At 61.4% G+C, this 18,744-nt stretch carries 19 protein-coding genes; 4 read left to right on the plus strand and 15 right to left on the minus strand.

Annotated elements, in window-relative coordinates; genetic code table 11:
- Positions 1–118: 118 nt before the first annotated feature.
- The 15 genes from VK792_RS13805 to VK792_RS13875 all read right to left on the minus strand — a co-directional run bounded on the left by VK792_RS13805 (position 119) and on the right by VK792_RS13875 (position 12,938).
- Entirely contained in the window at positions 119–565 is a 447-nt protein-coding gene (locus VK792_RS13805) for a DUF6362 family protein (RefSeq protein ID WP_326298127.1), read from the minus strand.
- A complete protein-coding gene (locus tag VK792_RS13810; protein WP_435404860.1) occupies positions 558–755 on the minus strand; it encodes a hypothetical protein in 198 nt (65 codons plus the stop codon). Before VK792_RS13810 ends, VK792_RS13805 begins: the two co-directional genes overlap by 8 nt.
- Positions 752–1,606, minus strand: coding sequence for a crossover junction endodeoxyribonuclease RuvC (locus VK792_RS19550; protein WP_435404861.1), 855 nt, complete (start codon positions 1,604–1,606; stop codon positions 752–754). The genes VK792_RS13810 and VK792_RS19550 overlap by 4 nt, the downstream gene beginning before the upstream one ends.
- Positions 1,603–3,921 (minus strand): AAA family ATPase, encoded by a 2,319-nt coding sequence (locus VK792_RS13820; protein ID WP_326298128.1) that lies wholly within the window; start codon positions 3,919–3,921, stop codon positions 1,603–1,605. Before VK792_RS13820 ends, VK792_RS19550 begins: the two co-directional genes overlap by 4 nt.
- Positions 3,918–4,676, minus strand: coding sequence for a hypothetical protein (locus VK792_RS13825; RefSeq protein ID WP_326298129.1), 759 nt, complete (start codon positions 4,674–4,676; stop codon positions 3,918–3,920). The genes VK792_RS13820 and VK792_RS13825 overlap by 4 nt, the downstream gene beginning before the upstream one ends.
- Positions 4,676–4,882: a DUF6511 domain-containing protein gene (locus VK792_RS13830; RefSeq protein WP_326298131.1), complete on the minus strand. Its 207-nt coding sequence runs from the start codon at positions 4,880–4,882 to the stop codon at positions 4,676–4,678. Before VK792_RS13830 ends, VK792_RS13825 begins: the two co-directional genes overlap by 1 nt.
- Entirely contained in the window at positions 4,875–5,087 is a 213-nt protein-coding gene (locus tag VK792_RS13835) for a hypothetical protein (protein WP_326298133.1), read from the minus strand. The genes VK792_RS13830 and VK792_RS13835 overlap by 8 nt, the downstream gene beginning before the upstream one ends.
- Positions 5,084–6,787, minus strand: coding sequence for a DEAD/DEAH box helicase (locus VK792_RS13840; RefSeq protein ID WP_326298134.1), 1,704 nt, complete (start codon positions 6,785–6,787; stop codon positions 5,084–5,086). The genes VK792_RS13835 and VK792_RS13840 overlap by 4 nt, the downstream gene beginning before the upstream one ends.
- Positions 6,788–6,799: 12 nt before the next feature.
- A complete protein-coding gene (locus tag VK792_RS13845) occupies positions 6,800–7,432 on the minus strand; it encodes a hypothetical protein (RefSeq protein WP_326298136.1) in 633 nt (210 codons plus the stop codon).
- Positions 7,433–7,451: 19 nt separating this feature from the next.
- Complete coding sequence (locus VK792_RS13850) at positions 7,452–8,327, minus strand: ATP-binding protein (protein ID WP_326298138.1); 876 nt, start codon at positions 8,325–8,327, stop codon at positions 7,452–7,454.
- Positions 8,324–8,812, minus strand: a complete 489-nt coding sequence (locus tag VK792_RS13855) for a hypothetical protein (protein ID WP_326298140.1) — start codon at positions 8,810–8,812, stop codon at positions 8,324–8,326. Before VK792_RS13855 ends, VK792_RS13850 begins: the two co-directional genes overlap by 4 nt.
- Before the next feature lie 44 nt (positions 8,813–8,856).
- Entirely contained in the window at positions 8,857–9,210 is a 354-nt protein-coding gene (locus VK792_RS13860) for a hypothetical protein (RefSeq protein ID WP_326298141.1), read from the minus strand.
- An 18-nt stretch (positions 9,211–9,228) separates the two neighbouring features.
- Positions 9,229–9,489: a hypothetical protein gene (locus VK792_RS13865; RefSeq protein WP_326298143.1), complete on the minus strand. Its 261-nt coding sequence runs from the start codon at positions 9,487–9,489 to the stop codon at positions 9,229–9,231.
- Positions 9,490–9,572: 83 nt separating this feature from the next.
- Complete coding sequence (locus VK792_RS13870) at positions 9,573–10,292, minus strand: RNA polymerase sigma factor (protein ID WP_326298144.1); 720 nt, start codon at positions 10,290–10,292, stop codon at positions 9,573–9,575.
- Between the two features lie 453 nt (positions 10,293–10,745).
- Positions 10,746–12,938, minus strand: coding sequence for a hypothetical protein (locus tag VK792_RS13875; RefSeq protein ID WP_326298145.1), 2,193 nt, complete (start codon positions 12,936–12,938; stop codon positions 10,746–10,748).
- 395 nt (positions 12,939–13,333) lie between these two features.
- Here VK792_RS13875 and VK792_RS13880 point away from each other — a divergent pair, with 395 nt between their 5' ends.
- The 4 genes from VK792_RS13880 (at position 13,334) to VK792_RS13895 (ending at position 18,742) form a co-directional block, all read left to right on the plus strand.
- The gene (locus VK792_RS13880) at positions 13,334–13,786 is read left to right on the plus strand and encodes a DUF2924 domain-containing protein (RefSeq protein WP_326298146.1); all 453 of its coding nucleotides are present in this window, start codon (positions 13,334–13,336) and stop codon (positions 13,784–13,786) included.
- Complete coding sequence (locus VK792_RS13885) at positions 13,783–15,093, plus strand: recombinase family protein (protein WP_326298147.1); 1,311 nt, start codon at positions 13,783–13,785, stop codon at positions 15,091–15,093. The genes VK792_RS13880 and VK792_RS13885 overlap by 4 nt, the downstream gene beginning before the upstream one ends.
- Positions 15,090–15,482, plus strand: coding sequence for a hypothetical protein (locus VK792_RS13890; RefSeq protein WP_326298148.1), 393 nt, complete (start codon positions 15,090–15,092; stop codon positions 15,480–15,482). The genes VK792_RS13885 and VK792_RS13890 overlap by 4 nt, the downstream gene beginning before the upstream one ends.
- Before the next feature lie 74 nt (positions 15,483–15,556).
- Complete coding sequence (locus tag VK792_RS13895; RefSeq protein ID WP_326298149.1) at positions 15,557–18,742, plus strand: site-specific DNA-methyltransferase; 3,186 nt, start codon at positions 15,557–15,559, stop codon at positions 18,740–18,742.
- Positions 18,743–18,744 lie beyond the last annotated feature (2 nt).

The raw sequence follows: 18,744 nt of genomic DNA on the forward strand, positions 1-18,744 counted from the left end.
TTTCAACCACCTCGCTCATCCGTTCCGTCCCTCGCTCGCGCCTCTTGCGATCTTGGTCCGTTTGTAGCCCCCGGAGCGGCCCTGGTGAATCCCCCGCGATGTCTCACCGAAAATTTTCTCACAGGACGATTTTCCTTGACAGCCTGTCGGCGTTTTCGATCACGAAGCGCTTCGAGCGTTTGGAGGACGGCACCCGCCCGTTGAGCCGCCACACGATCACCGCAAGGCCGTATTCCCAGTGGCGGCTGGCGGCCGGGCGGCTTAACCCGATCTCCCAGCCGATCTTCTTCCATGGCGTCCGATTGGCGCGCAGCCAGACGATCCGGGCGTCGTCCTTCTCGAGCCAGCGCAGCCAGAGCATCGCCTCCTCGGCCTCCGTGATCATGCGCGGGCTCGGCAGCGGTCGCCGCATTCGAGGCTCCTGGCCGACCTGATCGGCGAAGCTGTGGAAATACTCGGGCCAGGAGTTGAAATACCCCTGCGGCCTCACGGCCGGCATCTGCGCGAACACGTCGGCCGCCAATTCCAGCCGGTCCTGCACCCGGGCCATCGTCCAGTCAGCCATGTCGTTCCTCCCGCTTGCCGTAAAGACGCTCGCCGAGTTGCCGCACCAGTTCCCGCTCGGGCCAGGTCAACCGGTCGTCTTCCACTGAGACCGCCAGCAGGCCTTGCTCCCGCCAGCCGTCACGCTTGACCTCATCGGGGTCGCGTCGCCGCCCGCCATAGCCCGGCGGTGTGAAGCGCATCGTCTTCATGCCAGCCCTCCCTTGGTTTCGATCGCCCAAAGCAGGATCGCGATGGCATCGGCCTCGTTGTCGTCGGCCGGGCTGAAGCCCCGGGCACGGGCGGCGTCGATCATCGCCTGCTTGGGCGCGTTCCCCTTGCCGGTGGCGTGGCGTTTGATGGTGCCGACCGGGACACCCTCGTAGGGCACGCCGCGCAGCTCGGCCCACGCAGTCAGGGTGGCCATGAGCCCGCCGTAGACATGGGCCGCGTCGGTCCCGGCGTGGCGGCGAACCTCCTCGAACCAGATCGCTTCCACTGGGCCGGAGAGCCGGTCGATCTCCGTCAGCCAGTTGGTGAAGCGCAGATACCGCATGCCGCCGCCGTCATAGCGGCCGGGACGGAGGCTGACCGTGCCGCTGGTGATCAGCCCGTCTTGGCCGCGCAATGCCCAGCCGGTCGTGGTGCCCAGATCGAGGGCGAGGATGGTGGAGGATGGAAAGGTTGGTGTCGCGGCCATTTGGGGGCTCCTTTTTTCCGGCTGCTCGATGAAGGGATGGACAGGATCGCGGTGGACGAAATCGCCCAGGGGTGGGTGGTGGACCTCCCCACCTGACGGGGGGAGTCCACCCACCCCTTTAGGGGTGCCTTTTCCGAAATCTGGAATCTGGCAGAACCGCATGATTTCATTGAGGAAATCCAGATTGCGGGTCAGATTGCGGATCAACCCGTCCGAAATCTGACGCAGGCCCGTCAACCCATTGAAAAACCGGCAGAAAACCCAGATTCCAGATTGCGCGCAGATTTCAGATTTCGCGAAATCTGGCCAGATTTCGGATTTCCGCGTCCAGATTTCGGATGCATTCGGGGCGGCTATACTCATGCCTCACCCCCCTCCGGATAGACCCAGACAGCGGGGTTTTCGACCGGCAGAACGGCCCCGGTCTGGGGGCATTTGTAGTGGCTCGGGAACACCCGGACATGCACCGGGGTGACCTCGCCGGTCTCCGGATCCGTGGCCTCCTCGCCGGTCGCCAGTTCCATGTGTTCGACGCAGAGATAGCCGTACTTGCTGCGGTCCGAGGCGAGGCCGAGATCGCTTGCGGCATCGCCCTTGACGAACTTGACGATCCCCTTGGTGGTCAGGACGTTCAGCCTCTCGCGAATGCTGGTCTGCCCGCTGAGGCCGCTCTTGTTCTCGAAGGCCTCGGCGAAGAGGGTCATGGTGTACATGCGCCCCGAGCGCGCCTCGCGGTGAAGAATGTCGACGATGACCTCGCCTTTTCGGTCGCGCTCCGCATCAAACTTCGCGCCCTGTTCGGCGCGCACGAGCCGCTCGTTCATCGGGTTCACCTCGACCCACGCCCCCTTGACCTTGTCGACGAGCTTTGCCCGCAGCGCGGGGCCGTTCCGAAGCTCGATTTCCAGCTTGCGTTCCGAGGCCTCCTCGTCGGGACGGTGCAGGATCAGGCCCGAGGTATAGAACCCGCGCAGCGCGCTGGCGCCGGAAAGCGCCAAGAAGGGATCGTCCTTTATCTGCTGCTTGCTGAGCTTCTTGGTGTGGTGGACCAGGATGACACCGCAATCAGGGTCGATATGGTCGCGCAGTACCTCCACCCGTTCCTTCAAGAAGAACATCATGGCGGTGTTGTCATTCTCGCCGCCGCCATCTGGTCCGCCGTCGAACAGGTTGCGGATCGGGTCGACGCAGAGGATGTCCACGGGCGCATCCGGGAAGGCCGTTTGAACGGCACGCGCCACGCGCAAGCTGCCCTCGTTGTCGAGCAGCATCTTCAGCTTGGGCGTGGCAACGAAAGTGTCCCGTGCAGCGTCCAGCACCTCTGGCGGAAGCGCAATCTGCCTCAGCCGTTCCCGGAGATAGTGATACTGGATCTCGGCCTGCAGGTAGAAGATCCGCAGCGGCCGCGGAGGGGTGAAGCCAAGGAACGGCACGCCAGCGGCCATGTGCACGAGCCAGGAGATCAGCAGATCGCTCTTGCCGACCTTGGGGGCACCGCCCAACACCAGCAGCCCGCCCGGCGTCAGCACGCGCGGTGCGATGATGTCCTCCGGCATCGGGCTCTGGTCGTCCAGCAATGTGCCCAGCGTGAACGCGGGCATCTCAATCGGCCCTGACACGCCGGTTTCCAATCGCAACAAGGGCGGTCCGTTCTTCTCGACATGCCGGGCCCAAAGCCGGTCAGATTCTGTTTTCAGCCGTTCCTCGGACCAGCTCGGGCGCAGCATCGCGGCGTTGTAGCCGCAGATGCCTTGCCAACCCTCGTTCGCACTCATGCGCCCTTCATGCACCATGCGGATGAAATGGCCGATCGCAGCCGAGGCTCCCTCAAAGCGGGACCATGCATCGGTGCCGCCTTCGCGCACCGGGTTGGTCAAAACCGATCCGAGGTCGGGTTTTGCAATTGTTTCTGGTGTGGTTTCCACGCCGACACCAGGAATGGCCGGCATGTCCGAGACCAGTTCGGCAAAATCATCAAGATCGACCTCGACAGTGTTTTGCTCCCGGATTTGAACCAGGCGCTGGAGACCGCCCTTGTGATAAACGCTGCCTGCCACCCGTATGGGTTGGTGTGCAGAGCGAAAATGCGTGTCGCCGCCAACCTTGAGGGCAATCTCACCGCGCAGGATACAGAGCCGGGCCAGATCATCACCCTCGGCCGGTTCGGTCAGTTTCCACCAGATATGGAGTTTGGTTGCGCCAACCCTCGTGCGCCCGCCGCTTTCAACGATCATGGTGGGCTGTCCGAGATGCGTGATCAGATGGTCCAGCTTGGCCGGAATGTCGCCCGCGTCCAGATCGACGATGATCGCCTGCATTTGCAGCACATCGGCCGATTTGGCCTGACCTGGTTCGGCAACGGTGCCGGGGATCACATAGACCGCCGCGCCCTCACGCGTGGCCCAATTGGCGAAGGTTGCGAGTTTTTCCGGTGCGGTATTGTCCGCATCAATCCAGATATTGTGCGGCTTTCCGTCCTTGCCCTGGCCCTTGTCGACAAAGCCGCGCACAGGGATCAGGCCTTCGCAGTAGCCGAACACCACATCGAGGAACGTTTTGATTTGTGCGGCGTCCGGCTCCACCCCGAACGGATCGTCGAGCGAGGCATCTTGCCGTGCGAGGGCCGCGTCGTTGAAATCCGTCCACGGGTTGAAATGAATGATGCTGTCGTCGCTCATGCAAGCTGCTCCCAGCAACGGTCCGCATAAGAGCAGAACCGGCATTCGAAGAAATCTCGGGCCTGCGCGATACGCGGCAGCAGTTCACCTGCGTCAGTGGCTTGCAGGATCCGCACCGCTCGGTCGGACATGCGCTGCGCGAGATCGGCATCGAACGGCACGAGCTCATGATGCAGCTGGGCGGTGTCCTTGTTGATCGCGGTGAAGAGCGCCGGTGTTGCAGAAATCCCCGGCGCCGAAGGTTCCATGTAGGCCTGATAGATCGCGATCTGGGCGGCGTAGACGGGCTTGGAGACCGTCACGCCGTCCTTGACGCAGACCCGCCAGTTCTTCGCGTTCATCGTTTTGCATTCCCAGAGCGCGGGAACACGTATGCCAAGCGCCGCCGGAACATCGGCGATGATCCCGTCGACATGACCCCGGATGCGACCGCCCGCGACCGAGAAGCCAAACTGGCCGCCATCGCGTTCTTGGGTGACCAGGTCGATCCCGGCGGCGCGTAGCCAGCGGATTGCCAGATCCTCGAGCTGGTGACCAATTGCGAAGATCCGAAGCGTCTGGCCGTTGAAATCGGCCCCCTCATCTTTCGGCGCACCGGCGAACTCGAACTGCAGCGCACGTTCGCACGCATGCCCCAGACGGGACGCGCCGAGATAGGTCCGGGGCGGCGTGGCCTCGCGCTCGGCAATGAGAGCGGCGTCGATCAGTTCGTTGATCCGCTCGGCCATGGAGGGGCGATGATTGAAATCCAGCATCAGAACGGCACCTCCGGTGTCTGGGCTTTCGCGATATCAGCCATGGCCTCACGGAAACCCTCGACTGCCTCCTCGATCAGAGCGCGAACCTGCGCCTCGGTCAGATCGGCGAATGCGGTCTGCCATCCGATCTCGTCCATCAGCAGCGCGACGCGTTTCAAGGTGGCGGTGACAGCGGCGCGTTCTTCTTCGGTGAGATCAACCATGGCAAAACGCCCCCGCGCCAATCGCGTCCAGAAGCCCTGGCAGGGCATCGAGCAAAACCAGACCGATTGCCGGGGCTGTTTCGACCGGACCGGATCGCGCCAGCCAAAGCCATGTGTGGGTTGCTGGCAGACAGCACAGAGCGTTCCACGCGGATGCCACAGGCGTTGTCGGTCCGTTGTTGTCGGGAATTTCACCATCGGTCATGCCGCCCTCCTGATCGCATCTGCGTTGCGAACGGTGCGACCACCGTTGTCCGCCCCGAACACCAGCGAACGGATGGCGTTGCGATTGAAACGAAAGGACAGCAGTGCCGAGGCCTGATAGCGGGTCAGCCCGAAATCCTGCCGGTATTCAGCGGGCAGATACTGAAGCTGTTTCTGGGAGGGAGGCTGGTTCAGCCAGCGCCGGGTCTTGTGGGCGCTCTCGTCGGATTCATGGGTGTTCAGCCAGTCATCGGCGGCCGCAAGGCAAACCGTGCGCTCGCCCACAGCCAGCAATCTGGGCTGCTCCTTCTGCCGCCCGCCGATGCCGTACCAGCGGCCATTCAGAAAAAACACACCGCCCCAGGCGACAAAACCGCCCGCCATCAGGGCCGCATCATCGCCGAACAAATCGCACCAGCGGAAACTGGAGCGTTTCAGCAGGTCGATCTCCGACATAACGAAATCAGACAGGTCTGATGCGCCCTCGGCGTCGTCGCGCTCCCAGAGATGGCCACAGAGCGGGCATTCCATCACCGCCAGCGGCACGGTCGCTTCACAATCCGGACATTCCTTGGTCGGGGCCTCGCCAGTGCCCTCGCGGCCGTCGAGATCGACATCATGCTCGAGCGAGCCGTGCAGCAATGTGGATGTGCCAAAATCCAGCACGATGCAGTCTGTTTTCAGCACCCCCGGGTATTCTTCGGGATCAACCGTCCGCAGGCCCCGACCGACCATCTGCATCATGGTGGACTTGAAGGATGAGGGCCGCAGTAGCACGACACAGGACGTGGGCGGATGGTCCCAGCCCTCGGTGAGGACGGCGACATTGACCACCACCTGCAGTTTGCCCGCGTCGTAATCCGCCAGCACGGTTTTGCGTGCGGCCTCGCCCATGTCGCCGTAGATCAAGCCTGTCGGCACCCCGGCCGCGTTGAACGCGGTGGCCACGTTGCGGGCGTGATCGACGGTCGAGCAGAAGACCACGGTTTGCCGATCCCCGGCCTTTTCGCGCCAACGGCTGATCACCGCGTCGGTGACGGGCGCGCGGTTCATGATGGCATCGACTTCGCCCATGTCGAAATCCGCCACTGTCTTGCGCACCCTGCCCAGATCGCCCTGCACACCGACATCGACAACGAAAGTGCGCGGCGGCACCAGATGGCCGGCAGAGATCAACTCGCCAATGCGTATCTGGTCCGAAACATTCGAAAAGACCGGTCGCAGCCCTTTCTTGTCACCGCGGGTTGGCGTGGCCGTGACCCCGAACACCCTGCAATCCGGATTGAGATCCAGCGCCTTGTCGATGATGCGCCGGTAGCTGTCGGCGGCCGCGTGATGGGCTTCATCGATCACCAGGAGATCAAGCACCGGCAGATTGTCGAGTTTGGCGGCACGGGTCAGCGTCGGCACCATGGCGAAGGTCACCTGACCGGCCCAGGATTTCTGCTGCGCATCGACAACGGAAGTGGACAGCCCGGGATTGACGCGGGAGAACTTGGATCTGTTCTGGCCCGTCAACTCATCGCGGTGTGCCAGCACACAGGCTTTGGCGTCGGTGTCACCGACCATATTGCCTGCCACCGCCGACAGCATGATCGTCTTGCCAGCCCCGGTCGGAGCCACGCCAAGCGCGTTGCCATGTTCATCGAGCGCGCTGACGCTACGCTCGACAAAGAGTTTCTGGCGGGGGCGGAGCAACACGGCAAGACCCTCCTATTGTGCCCAGGACGGACGGCCAGCAGCCGACGGTGCCTGAGAGGGTTGCGAACCCTGCAGGGGTTGCGAACCCTGCGAGGGCTGCGAACCTTGCGGAGTTTGGGATTGTTGCCCCAGCGAAAGCGGTGGCTGTGCCGCGCCCATGACCTGCGCATAGTCGCGATGGTCGGACGTGACGGCGCTGCGGATCTCGTTCTTGTCGTCGCCACTGGCATCGGTGCCGATGTCGATGCGCGCGATGAACTCGATGCCGTCCAGATCTGCAAAGCCGCTGATCCGCCGCGCCGCCTGCGCTTCGGGGGACATGTCCTTGTCGGAAATCCCGCGCGCAGAGTTCAACATGCCGCGCACCAGGCTGCGGCCCATGTTGGTCCAGTCCGGCCCCTTGGGGCTGTAGAGCCCGATCAGGGTGAAGATCTTGCGCCGGGCATATTGTCCTTCGGTCACGGTGAACTCGCCATTGAGATAGACCGCGCCGGTCGAGCCGCGCGTGGCATACCCGCCGGTCCAGCCTTGTGAGGCATCGTCGAAACCGCCGGGACGGATGGTCAGGCGCACCTTGGCCAGCGTGCCTTTCGGAATGAGGTTGGTGTTGCTCTGCGCGTCGTTGAAATCGTTCCAGGAACCCATGGGGAACCTCCTTTTCTGATCAGGATTGCGGTTGGGATTGGTCGGCACCGGCCGGATCGGCGGGTGGCGGGGCGTATGTCATGCGATCCTTCGCCGGGGTGGTAGGCGTCCGGATCTTCGCCATCAGGCGACCAAGATGGGGTTCTTCGACTTGTGCCAGGCGGCCGGAGCGGTCCTTGGCCGGAAAGCTCCAGGGGTTGATCGTCTGGCAGACGAAAGCGCGGTAAGGATCGCCGCCGTCGGCCTTCAGCTCCGCCATGGTGATCACCTCATCGACGATCCCCGGCAACTCGAGCCCAGTTTTGGAGCCATCAATCTGGGGCTGAAACACCTTGCGATTGAAGTCGTCGAGCTTCTCGTCGAGGATCCCGACGAACCAGACATTCTTGGCCCGCGTGTGCTGGAGATGGGTCAGCCAGCCGATCATCTCGCGGCCGTACAGCCCGTAGGCCCCGCGCACATCCGGCTTGCCGGTCTTCTCCGACAGCGCCTCGGGTTGGCCTTTGCACCACCCGAAACACAGCCGCCCAGCCACGGTGATCGAGTCCACGAAGATGGTGTCGTAGCGATCGAGTGCGGCCGGATCGCCGAAGCGGTCGCAGACGGCGGCATAGTGCGCGGGGCTGTATGGCTGCTCAGCGCGCAGTGCTGGGTTGGGCCCACCGATGAACACCGCGAAATCCCGACATTCCGTCCAGGTGCGCGGCCGGATGCTGTCGCCGGCCCAGCCCTCGATGGCGAGATCGCCCGCTTCGAGATCCATGAACAAGGTGCGGTCGGGATCGAGGGTCCAGAGCAGCGAGGTTTTCCCAATGCCGGATTTCCCGAAGATGCAGCCCTTGATACCGCGGGGCTCAGCCAGACGTTCGTCGGCGCTGATTATCGGGAGGCTCATTGCTCCCCTCCCTGCGCCTGAAGCTCGATTTTCAGCGTTCCGGGGCGCACGGTGCGCGCTGGCTCAAAGCCCTGGCGGATCGCCTCGGGCCAGGCCGCGTATTTTCGCTCGGGCACCTTGTAGGCCAGATCGACATATTCGGCGGGATCGTCACCGGCATCGCGGATCCGCGCGACCATGGCGGCCAGCCGGTCCTGATCCCAAGCCACCCGCTTCGGCAGATCGGCGACCACGGTGAAATCACCATCATCAAACCGGATTGTGCCGGTATCCTTGCCAGCTATCTGCCGTTCCTCGGCAGCGCGGCTGGCGTAGCGCACGGTCAGCGCACCATCGAGCCGGGCCTTGGCCGACTTGACCAACTTCAGGCGCTCATCGATCTCGCGCTGCAGGATGGCCAGTAACTCGACCGGCAATTCGGCGATGTCGGCCGCGCTCAACTGAGGCAGATCATCCGGCGTGGGGGTGTTCTCGGGGAACGGCATGAATGGATCTCCGTACTCGGTGAAAAAGGATTGGAAAGCAGGCATCACGCGGCCTCCGGCTCAGCGAGCAGCAGCTCGGAGAGCGAGACGGCAGCGGCCTTCGGCTTGGGTCGGGCGACGGCGATGTAGGCGAACTGGTCCGGAGCGATCCGCTGTTGCACCAGATGCACGAGGCCTTGTTCCGCGGCCCAAAAGGCGCGTGATCCGAGCTTTGCAAGTTCGGTTCGGCCCCGGTCGTCGAGCTGGGTGAAAAGCGCAAACGTATCGAGAACCAAAAATCCGCGATGGTATTCGAGCCGGTCACCGGGCACGGCCTGTGCGACCCAAGCGGCAAACTCGATCTCCGTCAGCGGACGGATTGAGCGAACGGTTGTGAATGGCGGGTGTTGCATCAACATGGTCTCCTCCTCTGGCCTCTACTCAGGCCGCCGCGACATTGCCCCGGCAGGGCGAGAAGCTGCTTCGGTGTCCGTGGTTGAGGCGTTGTGCTGCTTGCCAGGCCGACCTGTGCCATCGTCGGCGTAGACCGCCACGAGAGGCGTCCCATCCTCGTGGGCACCGGCTTTTTCGATGCGATAGGCGCGCTGGTCCTTCAAGATTTCCGGCAGTTCCCAGCGGCGATAGAGGCCGGGGATGCGCTTGAGGTCCGCGGACATGAGGTCGGCTTTTCGGATCATACGGGTCGACTTTCGGTTGGTGTGGGTGCGCGGTGGCGTCTGAATGGGAAAAGCCACCGCATTGCAGGGATCGGGACATCGGCTCAGCGAAATTCTTGCAGCGCGTCGCGCAGCCGCTGGGTCGCCCGCTGATAGCGTTTCCGGGTCGCCGCCTCAGACAGCCCCAGTTCGGTCGCGACTTCGGCCTGGGAGAATCCGTCGACGGCCACACGGATCACCAGATCGGAATCCTTGCCGACGATGCGGACGAGATCGCGGTGGAGCAGTGCGGGGCTGGCGTTGGCCGGCGCTTCGCCGTCAGACGGGATTTCATCGGGATCAGCGTCGGTAAGCTGGTTCTGGTGCCTGTCCTCGCGTTGACGCGTTCTGATCAGGTCCCGCTCGATGTTTCGAAGGATGGTTGCCGCGATCCAGTTGACGCGCTGCAGATCCAGACAGCGAATGGCCTCGGAGGCCCGTGCCGGGATTTCGGATGCAACCTCATCGCCAGTGCCGATTTTGCGCCACGTTGATCTGCGCCGAACCGCATCCAGCCCCGGCCAGAGCGCCAGCAGCATGAGCGTCAGGGCACAATCGGCCGCCTCGTCGCCAGACTGTGCAGCCCGGACCAGAGCAACCAATATTCGGTTCTTCTCATCTGGCCCGCGGCTGCCGACTTGCAGCGTGTCCAGCAATGCAGCCGGATCAGCGAAATGCGCGAGCGGTTCGTTGATGCACCGAAGGGCTTCGAAGTTCCTTTGGAAACTGAGAGTGGAAGATAACAACATGAGGTGATCACGGATCTCGTGCCACGCGATGGACATTGGACGCCTGCCTTGCAGCCAGGCGTCCAGCGCCTTCTCGTGGCCAGGTCAGGACGTCGTGCGTCTCTGCGATTTCAGGGAATTGGAGAGATGCGCGCCTCAGCGCACGGGTGATTGCGCCTGGTTCAGCGTGCCGCAGCCGCGACACGTGGCCTGAACTGGGAAGCCAACCAAATACTCGTGGCCCCGCGCAAAGCGCAGGTGCATGCTGCCGTCCCGGCAGACGCCGAGCAGCTTGTCACAACGCGTGCAGCGCCATTCCGGGCTCAAACGGTTGGGGTTTGACTTTGCGCTACCGGGCCAGCTCGTTTGTGCTGCCTGGTTCGAGGGGAAGGGAGTCGGCATTGGAATGCTCCTCTGAAGAGTGAGCCTTTCCAATAGACAGCGGTTTTTTAGACCGTCGCCCGCAATATTTTAGACCGTCGTTAGACCGGCCTGTCGAGATGGGCTAAATCAGACGACAAGACGCCAATATCCACGGGTCGAGCCCTTCGCGATATAGACGGCAAGGATGCTCTCCCACATCGGCTTCTTGAACGCCTGCTGCGGGCTTTTGACGCCCGTACCCTCGATGAGATCAGCGGTTTTGACATCTGGACTGCCGGCAAGATGCGCCGTGACCAGCTTTTCGAAGATGCGGATCTGATTTGCACCAAGAATGGCGAGCGGTGCTTTTCCTGGAATGCACAATGAAGCGGATTGGGTGCCGGACTTCAGCACTGCGACCGAACTGCCCCCTGTAGCGATATTCCGCCCGGAGCTGAAGGTTTGCGCAAGCGCATCGCGTGACAGCACCAGATCTTCGCCCTCATCAGACAGATGCGTGAGCACTGGAATGACGACATTCGGCCCGAGGCAGGTGAGCGTATCGGTGCTGGATGTCAGGACGATCCCGATCCCGGACGCATTCCGCGCCCGCAAAAGCTGATCCAGTTTGTTTATGATCTGAGGATCACCCAAGCGCCGCGCGAAATAGACCGGGGTGCTAACGCCATCCATCCCCATGTCACCCATCAGGACGAGATCCTGATCGAGCACCTGCGCTGCCTTGTTTGTTAGCAATGGCCTGATGAGCTTCAGCACAGTTTCCTGAAGCCATTCCCGATTGATTTGGTACCGTTCAAGATCGGCCGCAGGGCGCTCGCCTGCGTCTTCGCCGAATGGGCCCGTTGCCGAGACCATTCCCGGTGTCGATGAGGGCTTGATCTCGACCTCACCATTAATGTCGTCCTCGTCAATCAGTACCACATCCTGGCGATCGCGCCGCTCGAGCAGCCCGCCTTCAATCAGCCGATCAGGATCAAGCCCGATTTCACGCAGATATCCGCCGCTGACCTCATCGTCTTCTAGATCGTACAGGTCGACCAACTGCGGCAGCATGGAGCGAAGATCGCCGTTGTCGATTTGACGGAAGGCGCTCAGGATCCCCCATTCATGCAGTAAAGCAAACCCGAGGCTTCTTTCCTCGGGGTCCTTGTTACTCTGCAAATTGCAGCTCTTGGCGCCAGACACGGTAATATTGAGCGATCGTTCCTTCATGTCGCCCGCTCGATTGTATTTCACTGCAATACCTATGCGGCTGAAACTGGCCGCCCGCCGGAAGATGTTACCGCGACCGAGGTACCTCGTCGCGACGTCCTGGATGTCATCATCGATAGCAACTTTCAGAGCCAGTTTTCGGCTCCAGTGACCCAGACGGATTTCAACTTCCAAAACCCGCGCCACCTGGATTTCTACGCCTTCAATCGTCGGGGTCGGAAGTGCCAGCGACGCGCGGAACCGGCTGAGGTTGTAGCGCTTCCAGGTTAGCGGTTTTTGAGAAATATCGTGTTCAAGCGTCACCTCGGCAAAGGCATCGCTTACCTTTTGTCGAACGACTGGACTATCGCCGCATATTTCGATCTGCCTTTTCGACGGCGTGTAAATCAATGTCGCTTCGTTGGGCGGACGGAAATAGATCGTTCCTCGCCGCCCGTCGTCGCGGTGGTCATGCACGCTCGACAACGGGCCACCGTGACGGACTATGAGCATAATCGAAGTGGGATGCGCTTCGGTTGCCGGAAGATCGAGCGCTTTGACGGTGCAAGCTGTCTTGAGTTCAAGGACCTCCGTGATCTTCGACGCCAACGCGGTTTCATTTATTGCGTTTGCGTCAAGGGTAATTGTTTTTTCCAATTCCACTTCGAACGCATCGTACATTTTGCCGTGGTCGCGGAATTGGCGCGCAAAATGAAAACTCTCCGCATCCTCGAACGTCTGGCGAGCGTTCAGAAATGCCCAGATGCTCCGACACAGAGGATCTGGTTGGGCCTCAATTTGCAAAACCTGCTCTTCGCTGAACTGCCGTTCGACAATCGTTGTGAGGGATGAAATTCCCTTGCCATCTGCAAGCGCGCGGATCCGCCGGCAGCGTTGTTCGGCTGGCCGCAGTTCGTCCAAATCGAATTGAGATAACGTATCAACAATTTCTTGTCGAAACTCATTGACCAACTCTTCATCGGACGAAGTCGGAATCTCCTCTGATAAATTGAATTCGGGTTCGTTTTCGCCCTCCTGAAGGGCAAGCGCTGCACAAGCAAGGTCAATGCGTGCATCTTCGACCAACGCAAGAATATTGGGGCCGATCGGAATTGCTTTGCGCGCCATGTACTCACCTCTCAATGCATTTTGTCTCTCAACTCGATTCAACCTCCGATAATCGTGGACAAAAGGCAGCTCCACAAGAGCGCATGTTCACCACATGTTCACACCTTCACCGGTGTTGAAGAGCGTCTGTCCCACAAAGCGTTTCAGGGTGGCTTTTGGCTGGTAACGACACCAGCAAGCATGGCCGCCTCGAACATGAAAAGACCCAACCCTCTGCCACCTGACCAGATGACGCCCGCAGAACGCCGGGCCGAGCTATGTGATCTGCTGGCCACCGGCTTGGTTCGGTTGCGGATGCGTGATCGAGCGGAAGTATCTGACGATACTGTAGAAAGTGGACTACACTATCCCGCCAACGAATGGCGTCATGCAACTCCAACTCAACGGAGAGATGCATGACGACCCATGATCCGATCCCCGCGCGTCTGGCCGCGCTCAAGACCACATCGACGCCTGACCTGAAGGCTCAGTGGCGCGACCTGTTCGACAGTGAACCGCCGCCGTTCAATCGCCGCTACCTCGAGAGCCGCCTCGCATACCGCATCCAGGAACTGGCCTATGGCGGCCTGAAGCCAGAGACTGTGAAAAGGCTGGAAGCTCTTGGAGAACAGCTCGACGGCGGCGATCGAAAGAAAAGCCGCGTCCGCGCTGACATGATGCCCATCGTCGGCACGCGGCTGATCCGTGAATGGCAGGGCGTTGAGCACGTTGTCACCGTCACTGCCGACGGCTTCGACTGGCAAGGCCGCCCCTACAAATCGCTGTCGGCCATTGCCCGCGCCATCACCGGCACGCGCTGGAACGGCTGGGTGTTCTTCGGGCTCAAGAACCACCGGAGGCGCGCATGACCAAGCCAATCATCCGAAAACTACGCTGCGCGATCTACACGCGCAAATCCTCCGAAGAAGGGCTCGAGCAGGAGTTCAACAGCCTTCATGCGCAACGCGAGGCCTGCGAAGCGTACATCGCCAGCCAGCGGTCTGAGGGTTGGGTACTCGTGCGCGATCAATATGACGACGGTGGTGTTTCCGGCGGCACGCTCGAACGCCCCGGGCTGCAGCAGTTGATGACCGACATCGAGGACGGGCTCGTCGACGTGGTCGTGGTCTACAAGATCGATCGCCTGAGCCGCTCGCTGGCCGACTTCGCCAAACTGGTCGACGTCTTCGACCGCAATGACGTGACCTTCGTTTCGGTGACGCAGTCGTTCAACACGACGACCTCCATGGGGCGGCTGACACTGAACATCCTGCTCAGTTTCGCCCAGTTCGAGCGCGAGGTGACCGCCGAACGCATCCGCGACAAGGTCGCCGCCAGCCGGAGGAAGGGCATGTGGATGGGCGGCGTCCCACCCTACGGCTACCGGGTTGAGAACCGGAAGCTGGTGGTGGACGATGAACGCGCGGCCCATGTCCGCTGGGCATTCGAGCGGTTCATCAAAATTGGCTCCGGCACGGAGCTGGCCCGTGAAACCGCTGCCAAAGGCCTCCTGACCCCAAAAGGCAACCCGATGGACAAGAAGTTCATCTACCGCATGCTCAACAACCGTGCCTATATCGGAGAGGCGGTGCACAAGGGCGATAGCTATCCCGGCGAGCACGACGCCATCGTCGACCGAGATAGGTGGGACCGCGTCCATGCCATCCTGCAGGAGAGCCCACGCAAACGCGCCGCCCGGACCCGCGCCAAAACCCCGGCTCCGCTGAAAGGCTTGCTCTACGGCCCTGACGGCGCGGCTTTTTCGCCAACCCACACGCGGAAGGGCGGCAAGCTCTACCGCTACTATGTCAGCCAGACAGTTTTAAAGCACGGGGCAGGAACCTGTCCGGTGGGCCGCGTGCCTGCGGGCGAAATCGAAAGCGCTGTAGTCGATCAGCTTCGCGCCGTTTTCCGCCAGCCCGAGATCGTGGCCGGGACATGGAAGGCCGCGCGCACCCACGCCGATGACGTCACCGAAGCCGCTGCCCGCTCGGCCCTGCAGCAACTCGATCCGCTTTGGGACGAACTCTTCCCCGCTGAGCAGGCGCGCATCTTGGGGCTTTTGGTAGAGCGCGTAGACATTGGCACGGGCGGGCTGAATGTGCGGCTGCGCATCGACGGCCTGAGCGGCCTTGCGCGTGAGGTGCTTGCAGGCAGCATCGAGGCGGCGGCATGACCAGCAGGACGCCGATCCCGGACACCGTGACGCTGCAAGTGCCATTCCGCGTCGTGAAGCGCGGCGGCCGCAAGGAGATGCAGCTACCAGAAGGTGCGAGCCAGACGCGCCGTACCGACAGCACGCTGGTCAAGGCACTCGCTCGTGCGTTCCGGTGGAAGCGTATGCTTGAGTCGGGCGAGTTCGCGTCAATCTCCGAATTGGCTGAGAAGGAGAACATCGCCTTCACCTATATGGCACGTCTGATGCGGTTGTCGCTCCTGTCTCCGGAACTTGTCGATGCTGCAATGGACGGATGCCAGCCCCCGAAAATGACGCTGGCCAACTTGATGGACCCGTTTCCAGTGGATTGGAAGGAACAGCACAGACTCTGGCATGATGAGATCTGATTCCCGCGTGCAAAAGGAAAGCCAGCGCGATAGGTTTGCGAAAACAAGACCTTTTCGTGAGTTTCCGAGCCGCAATGTCCGATATTTCCGATCTTATCCTTTCCCTGGCACCCGAAGATGGCTCCTCCATCGGCAATGGCGCGATGTTGGCGCGGCTGCGGGACCATATCCCGACGCTGACGGACGAGGCCTATGAGGCCGCGCGGGATGCGCTGATTGACGATGGCACGTTGGGCCGTGGCAAGGGGCGTGGCGGGTCGATCTATCGGGCGGATGTGGTCGATCTGGAACTGACGGCTCCTGTGGCGAAGGAACCCAAAGCCGCCACCGGCACGCGCAAGAAGACGGCCAGAAGCTCGGGCCGCAAGTCGGCTGAGCCGACCGAGGTGCTGTCGTATCGTCATGGCGAGACGCGGGTGAACAACCCCGAAGTGGGGATGGTGCATGCGGACACCGACCCGGATGGGGAGAAATCCACCTGGGCCTATGATCCGCATCTGGACCCGGCGCTGAACTTTGACAGCGCGCGCGGGGCGATTGAGACGCTGATCGATGATGCGCTGGCCAGTGATGATCCGGAGCGGATGAAGGATGCGCTGAGCGAACTCAAACGCCTGCAGGCCCCCTACCTGAACTGGACCGGCAAGGCGGAGAAGACGAGCTTTGAGGTCGATACCGTCTCGCTCCATGTCCATGAGCGGGTGGACCCGGCGACAATCCTTGCCAATGCGGCCAAGCGGCTGAAGGGGCAGGATGCGGCGACGCAGTGGCGGCAGCCGGACCTGTTCGCCGCCCCGTTCGAGAACCTGCCGCTGCGCCAGGCGCTGGATTTCTATCACCACGAAAAGGGCTGGTCGAACCGGCTGGTGGCAGGCGACAGCCTGCTGGTGATGAACTCGCTCCTGACCAAAGAGAGCATGAGCGGCAAGGTTCAGATGATCTATATCGACCCGCCCTATGGCATCAAATACGGGTCGAACTTTCAGCCCTTCACCAACAAGCGCGACGTGAAGGACCGCTCGGACGCTGACCTGACGCAAGAGCCCGAGATGATCAAGGCGTTCCGGGACACCTGGGAGTTGGGCATCCATTCCTACCTCACCTATCTGCGCGACCGGCTGATGCTGGCACGGGAATTGCTGACCGAGAGCGGGTCGGTGTTTGTGCAGATTGGCGATGAAAATGTGCATCGGGTTCGCGAAATACTCGATGAAGTTTTTTCTCCAGATAACTTTGTCTCATCGATCACCGTGAAGAAGACGTCGGTGCAAACAGACTTGGCGATACCAAGTGTTGCAGATCACATTCTTTGGTTTTGTAAGGATAGGAAAAAGCTTAAGTATCGCCCTGTTCATCTTTCCAAAAACGTTGGCGATCCGGGGTCTGAGCAATACCGTTGGATCAGAAACGACGACGGCACTTTCACTCGAATAAGGGATCAAAACGAATACGGCATTTCTGACCTCTGCCGCCCGGACAACTTGACTTCAAGCCATGAATACAGCCGTGGTAAAGAACCTATCCCTTTTCAGGGTCGGGAGTTCTTACCTGGCGCTCGGTATTGGTCAACCAGTCCGGAATCGATCAGAAGACTAGAGCGCGTTCAACGCTTGCACGCGGGTTCGGGAACGACACTCAGTTATGTTAGATTCTTGGCTGATTTCCCTGTCGTCCCGCTTTTGAACGTGTGGACTGACACTGGCACCGGCGGCTACGGCGATACCCGCGACTATGTAGTTCAAACAACAACGAAGATACTCGAACGCTGCCTTTTGATGTGCACCGATCCCGGCGATCTGGTGCTCGATCCTACCTGTGGCTCCGGAACCACCGCCTTCGTCGCCGAGAAATGGGGGCGGCGCTGGATCACCTGTGACACCTCGCGCGTGGCGATCACGCTGGCCAAACAGCGGCTGATGACCGCCAGTTTCGACTATTACGCTCTGCGCTATCCCCATGAGGGGCTGAAGGGCGGGTTCGATTACGAAACCGTGCCGCATATCACGCTGAAATCCATCGCCAACAATCCCGACATCGACACGATCTATGACGAGGATCACCCGGGAGTAGCAGCGGCGCTGGACGATCTGAACGCCGCGCTCACATCCGCGCCCCCGCTGTCGATCAAGCCCACCCAAGGCTATCGCAAGGGCAAACAGGTCTCCTTCCGCGATGGCGACGTGCTGGAGGAATGGGAGGTGCCCTTTGACCTGCCCACCGATTGGCCCGAAGCGGCCAAGGCCCCCTTCGAGGTGTTCCACACAGCCCGCCAGGCCATGCAGCGCCGCATGGATCAGTCCATCGCCGATCACGCCGATCAGGAAACGCTCTACGACAAGCCCCGTATCGACAAGAACAAGCTGCGTATCACCGGCCCGTTCAGCGTCGAGGCCGTGCCCGCGCCCACCGTGCTGTCGCTCGACGAAAGCCTGCCTGCGGAAGAGGCCGACAGCACCGTCGCCCGCTCTGGCGAAACCTCGCGCCAATCGCTCTGGCGCGATGAGCTGCTGAAAACCGGCGTGCGCGGCAAGGGCGGCAACATGATGCGCTTTGCCGAGTTCGAGGTGATCCCTGCTACCCGCTTCCTGCATGCCAGCGGCTCGGTCGCTGACACGGGCGAGCGTGTCGTGGTCAGTTTCGGCCCCGAACACGCCGCGTTGGAGCAGCGCCAGGTCGAAGAGGCGATGAACGAAGCCTATACGCTGATGCCCAAGCCCAAGTTCCTGCTGTTCTGCGCCTTCACCTTTGATCCGGAGGCGGCCAAGGACATCGATGAGATGAATGTGCCGGGCATGACCTTCCTCAAGGTGCAGATGAACACGGACCTGCTGACCGAGGATCTGAAGAGGGAGCGGGCGAGCAACGAAAGCTTCTGGCTGATGGGCCAGCCCGAGGTCGATGTGCGAAAGCGCGATGACGGTATGTGGGAGGTCGAGGTGCATGGCTTTGACTACTTCAACCCCAAGACCGGCGAGATCGAGGGCGGCGGCAAGAAGCAGATCGCCATGTGGTCGCTGGATCACGATTACGATCAACGCTCGCTTATGCCCCATCAGGTGTTCTTCCCCATGGCCGATGCCAAGGGCGGCTGGAACCGCTTGAAAAAGACGATCCGGGCAGAGTTGGACGAGGACCTGCTGGAGCAGTTCCACGGCACGGTGTCGCTGCCGTTCGAGGCGGGGGACAACAAGCGGATCGCGGTGAAGATTGTGGATGATCGGGGGATCGAGTCCCTCAAGATCGTCGCGCTGGAGGGATAAGC

Source organism: Mesobacterium hydrothermale, from assembly GCF_035818635.1.
Taxonomy (GTDB): domain Bacteria; phylum Pseudomonadota; class Alphaproteobacteria; order Rhodobacterales; family Rhodobacteraceae; genus Mesobacterium_A; species Mesobacterium_A hydrothermale.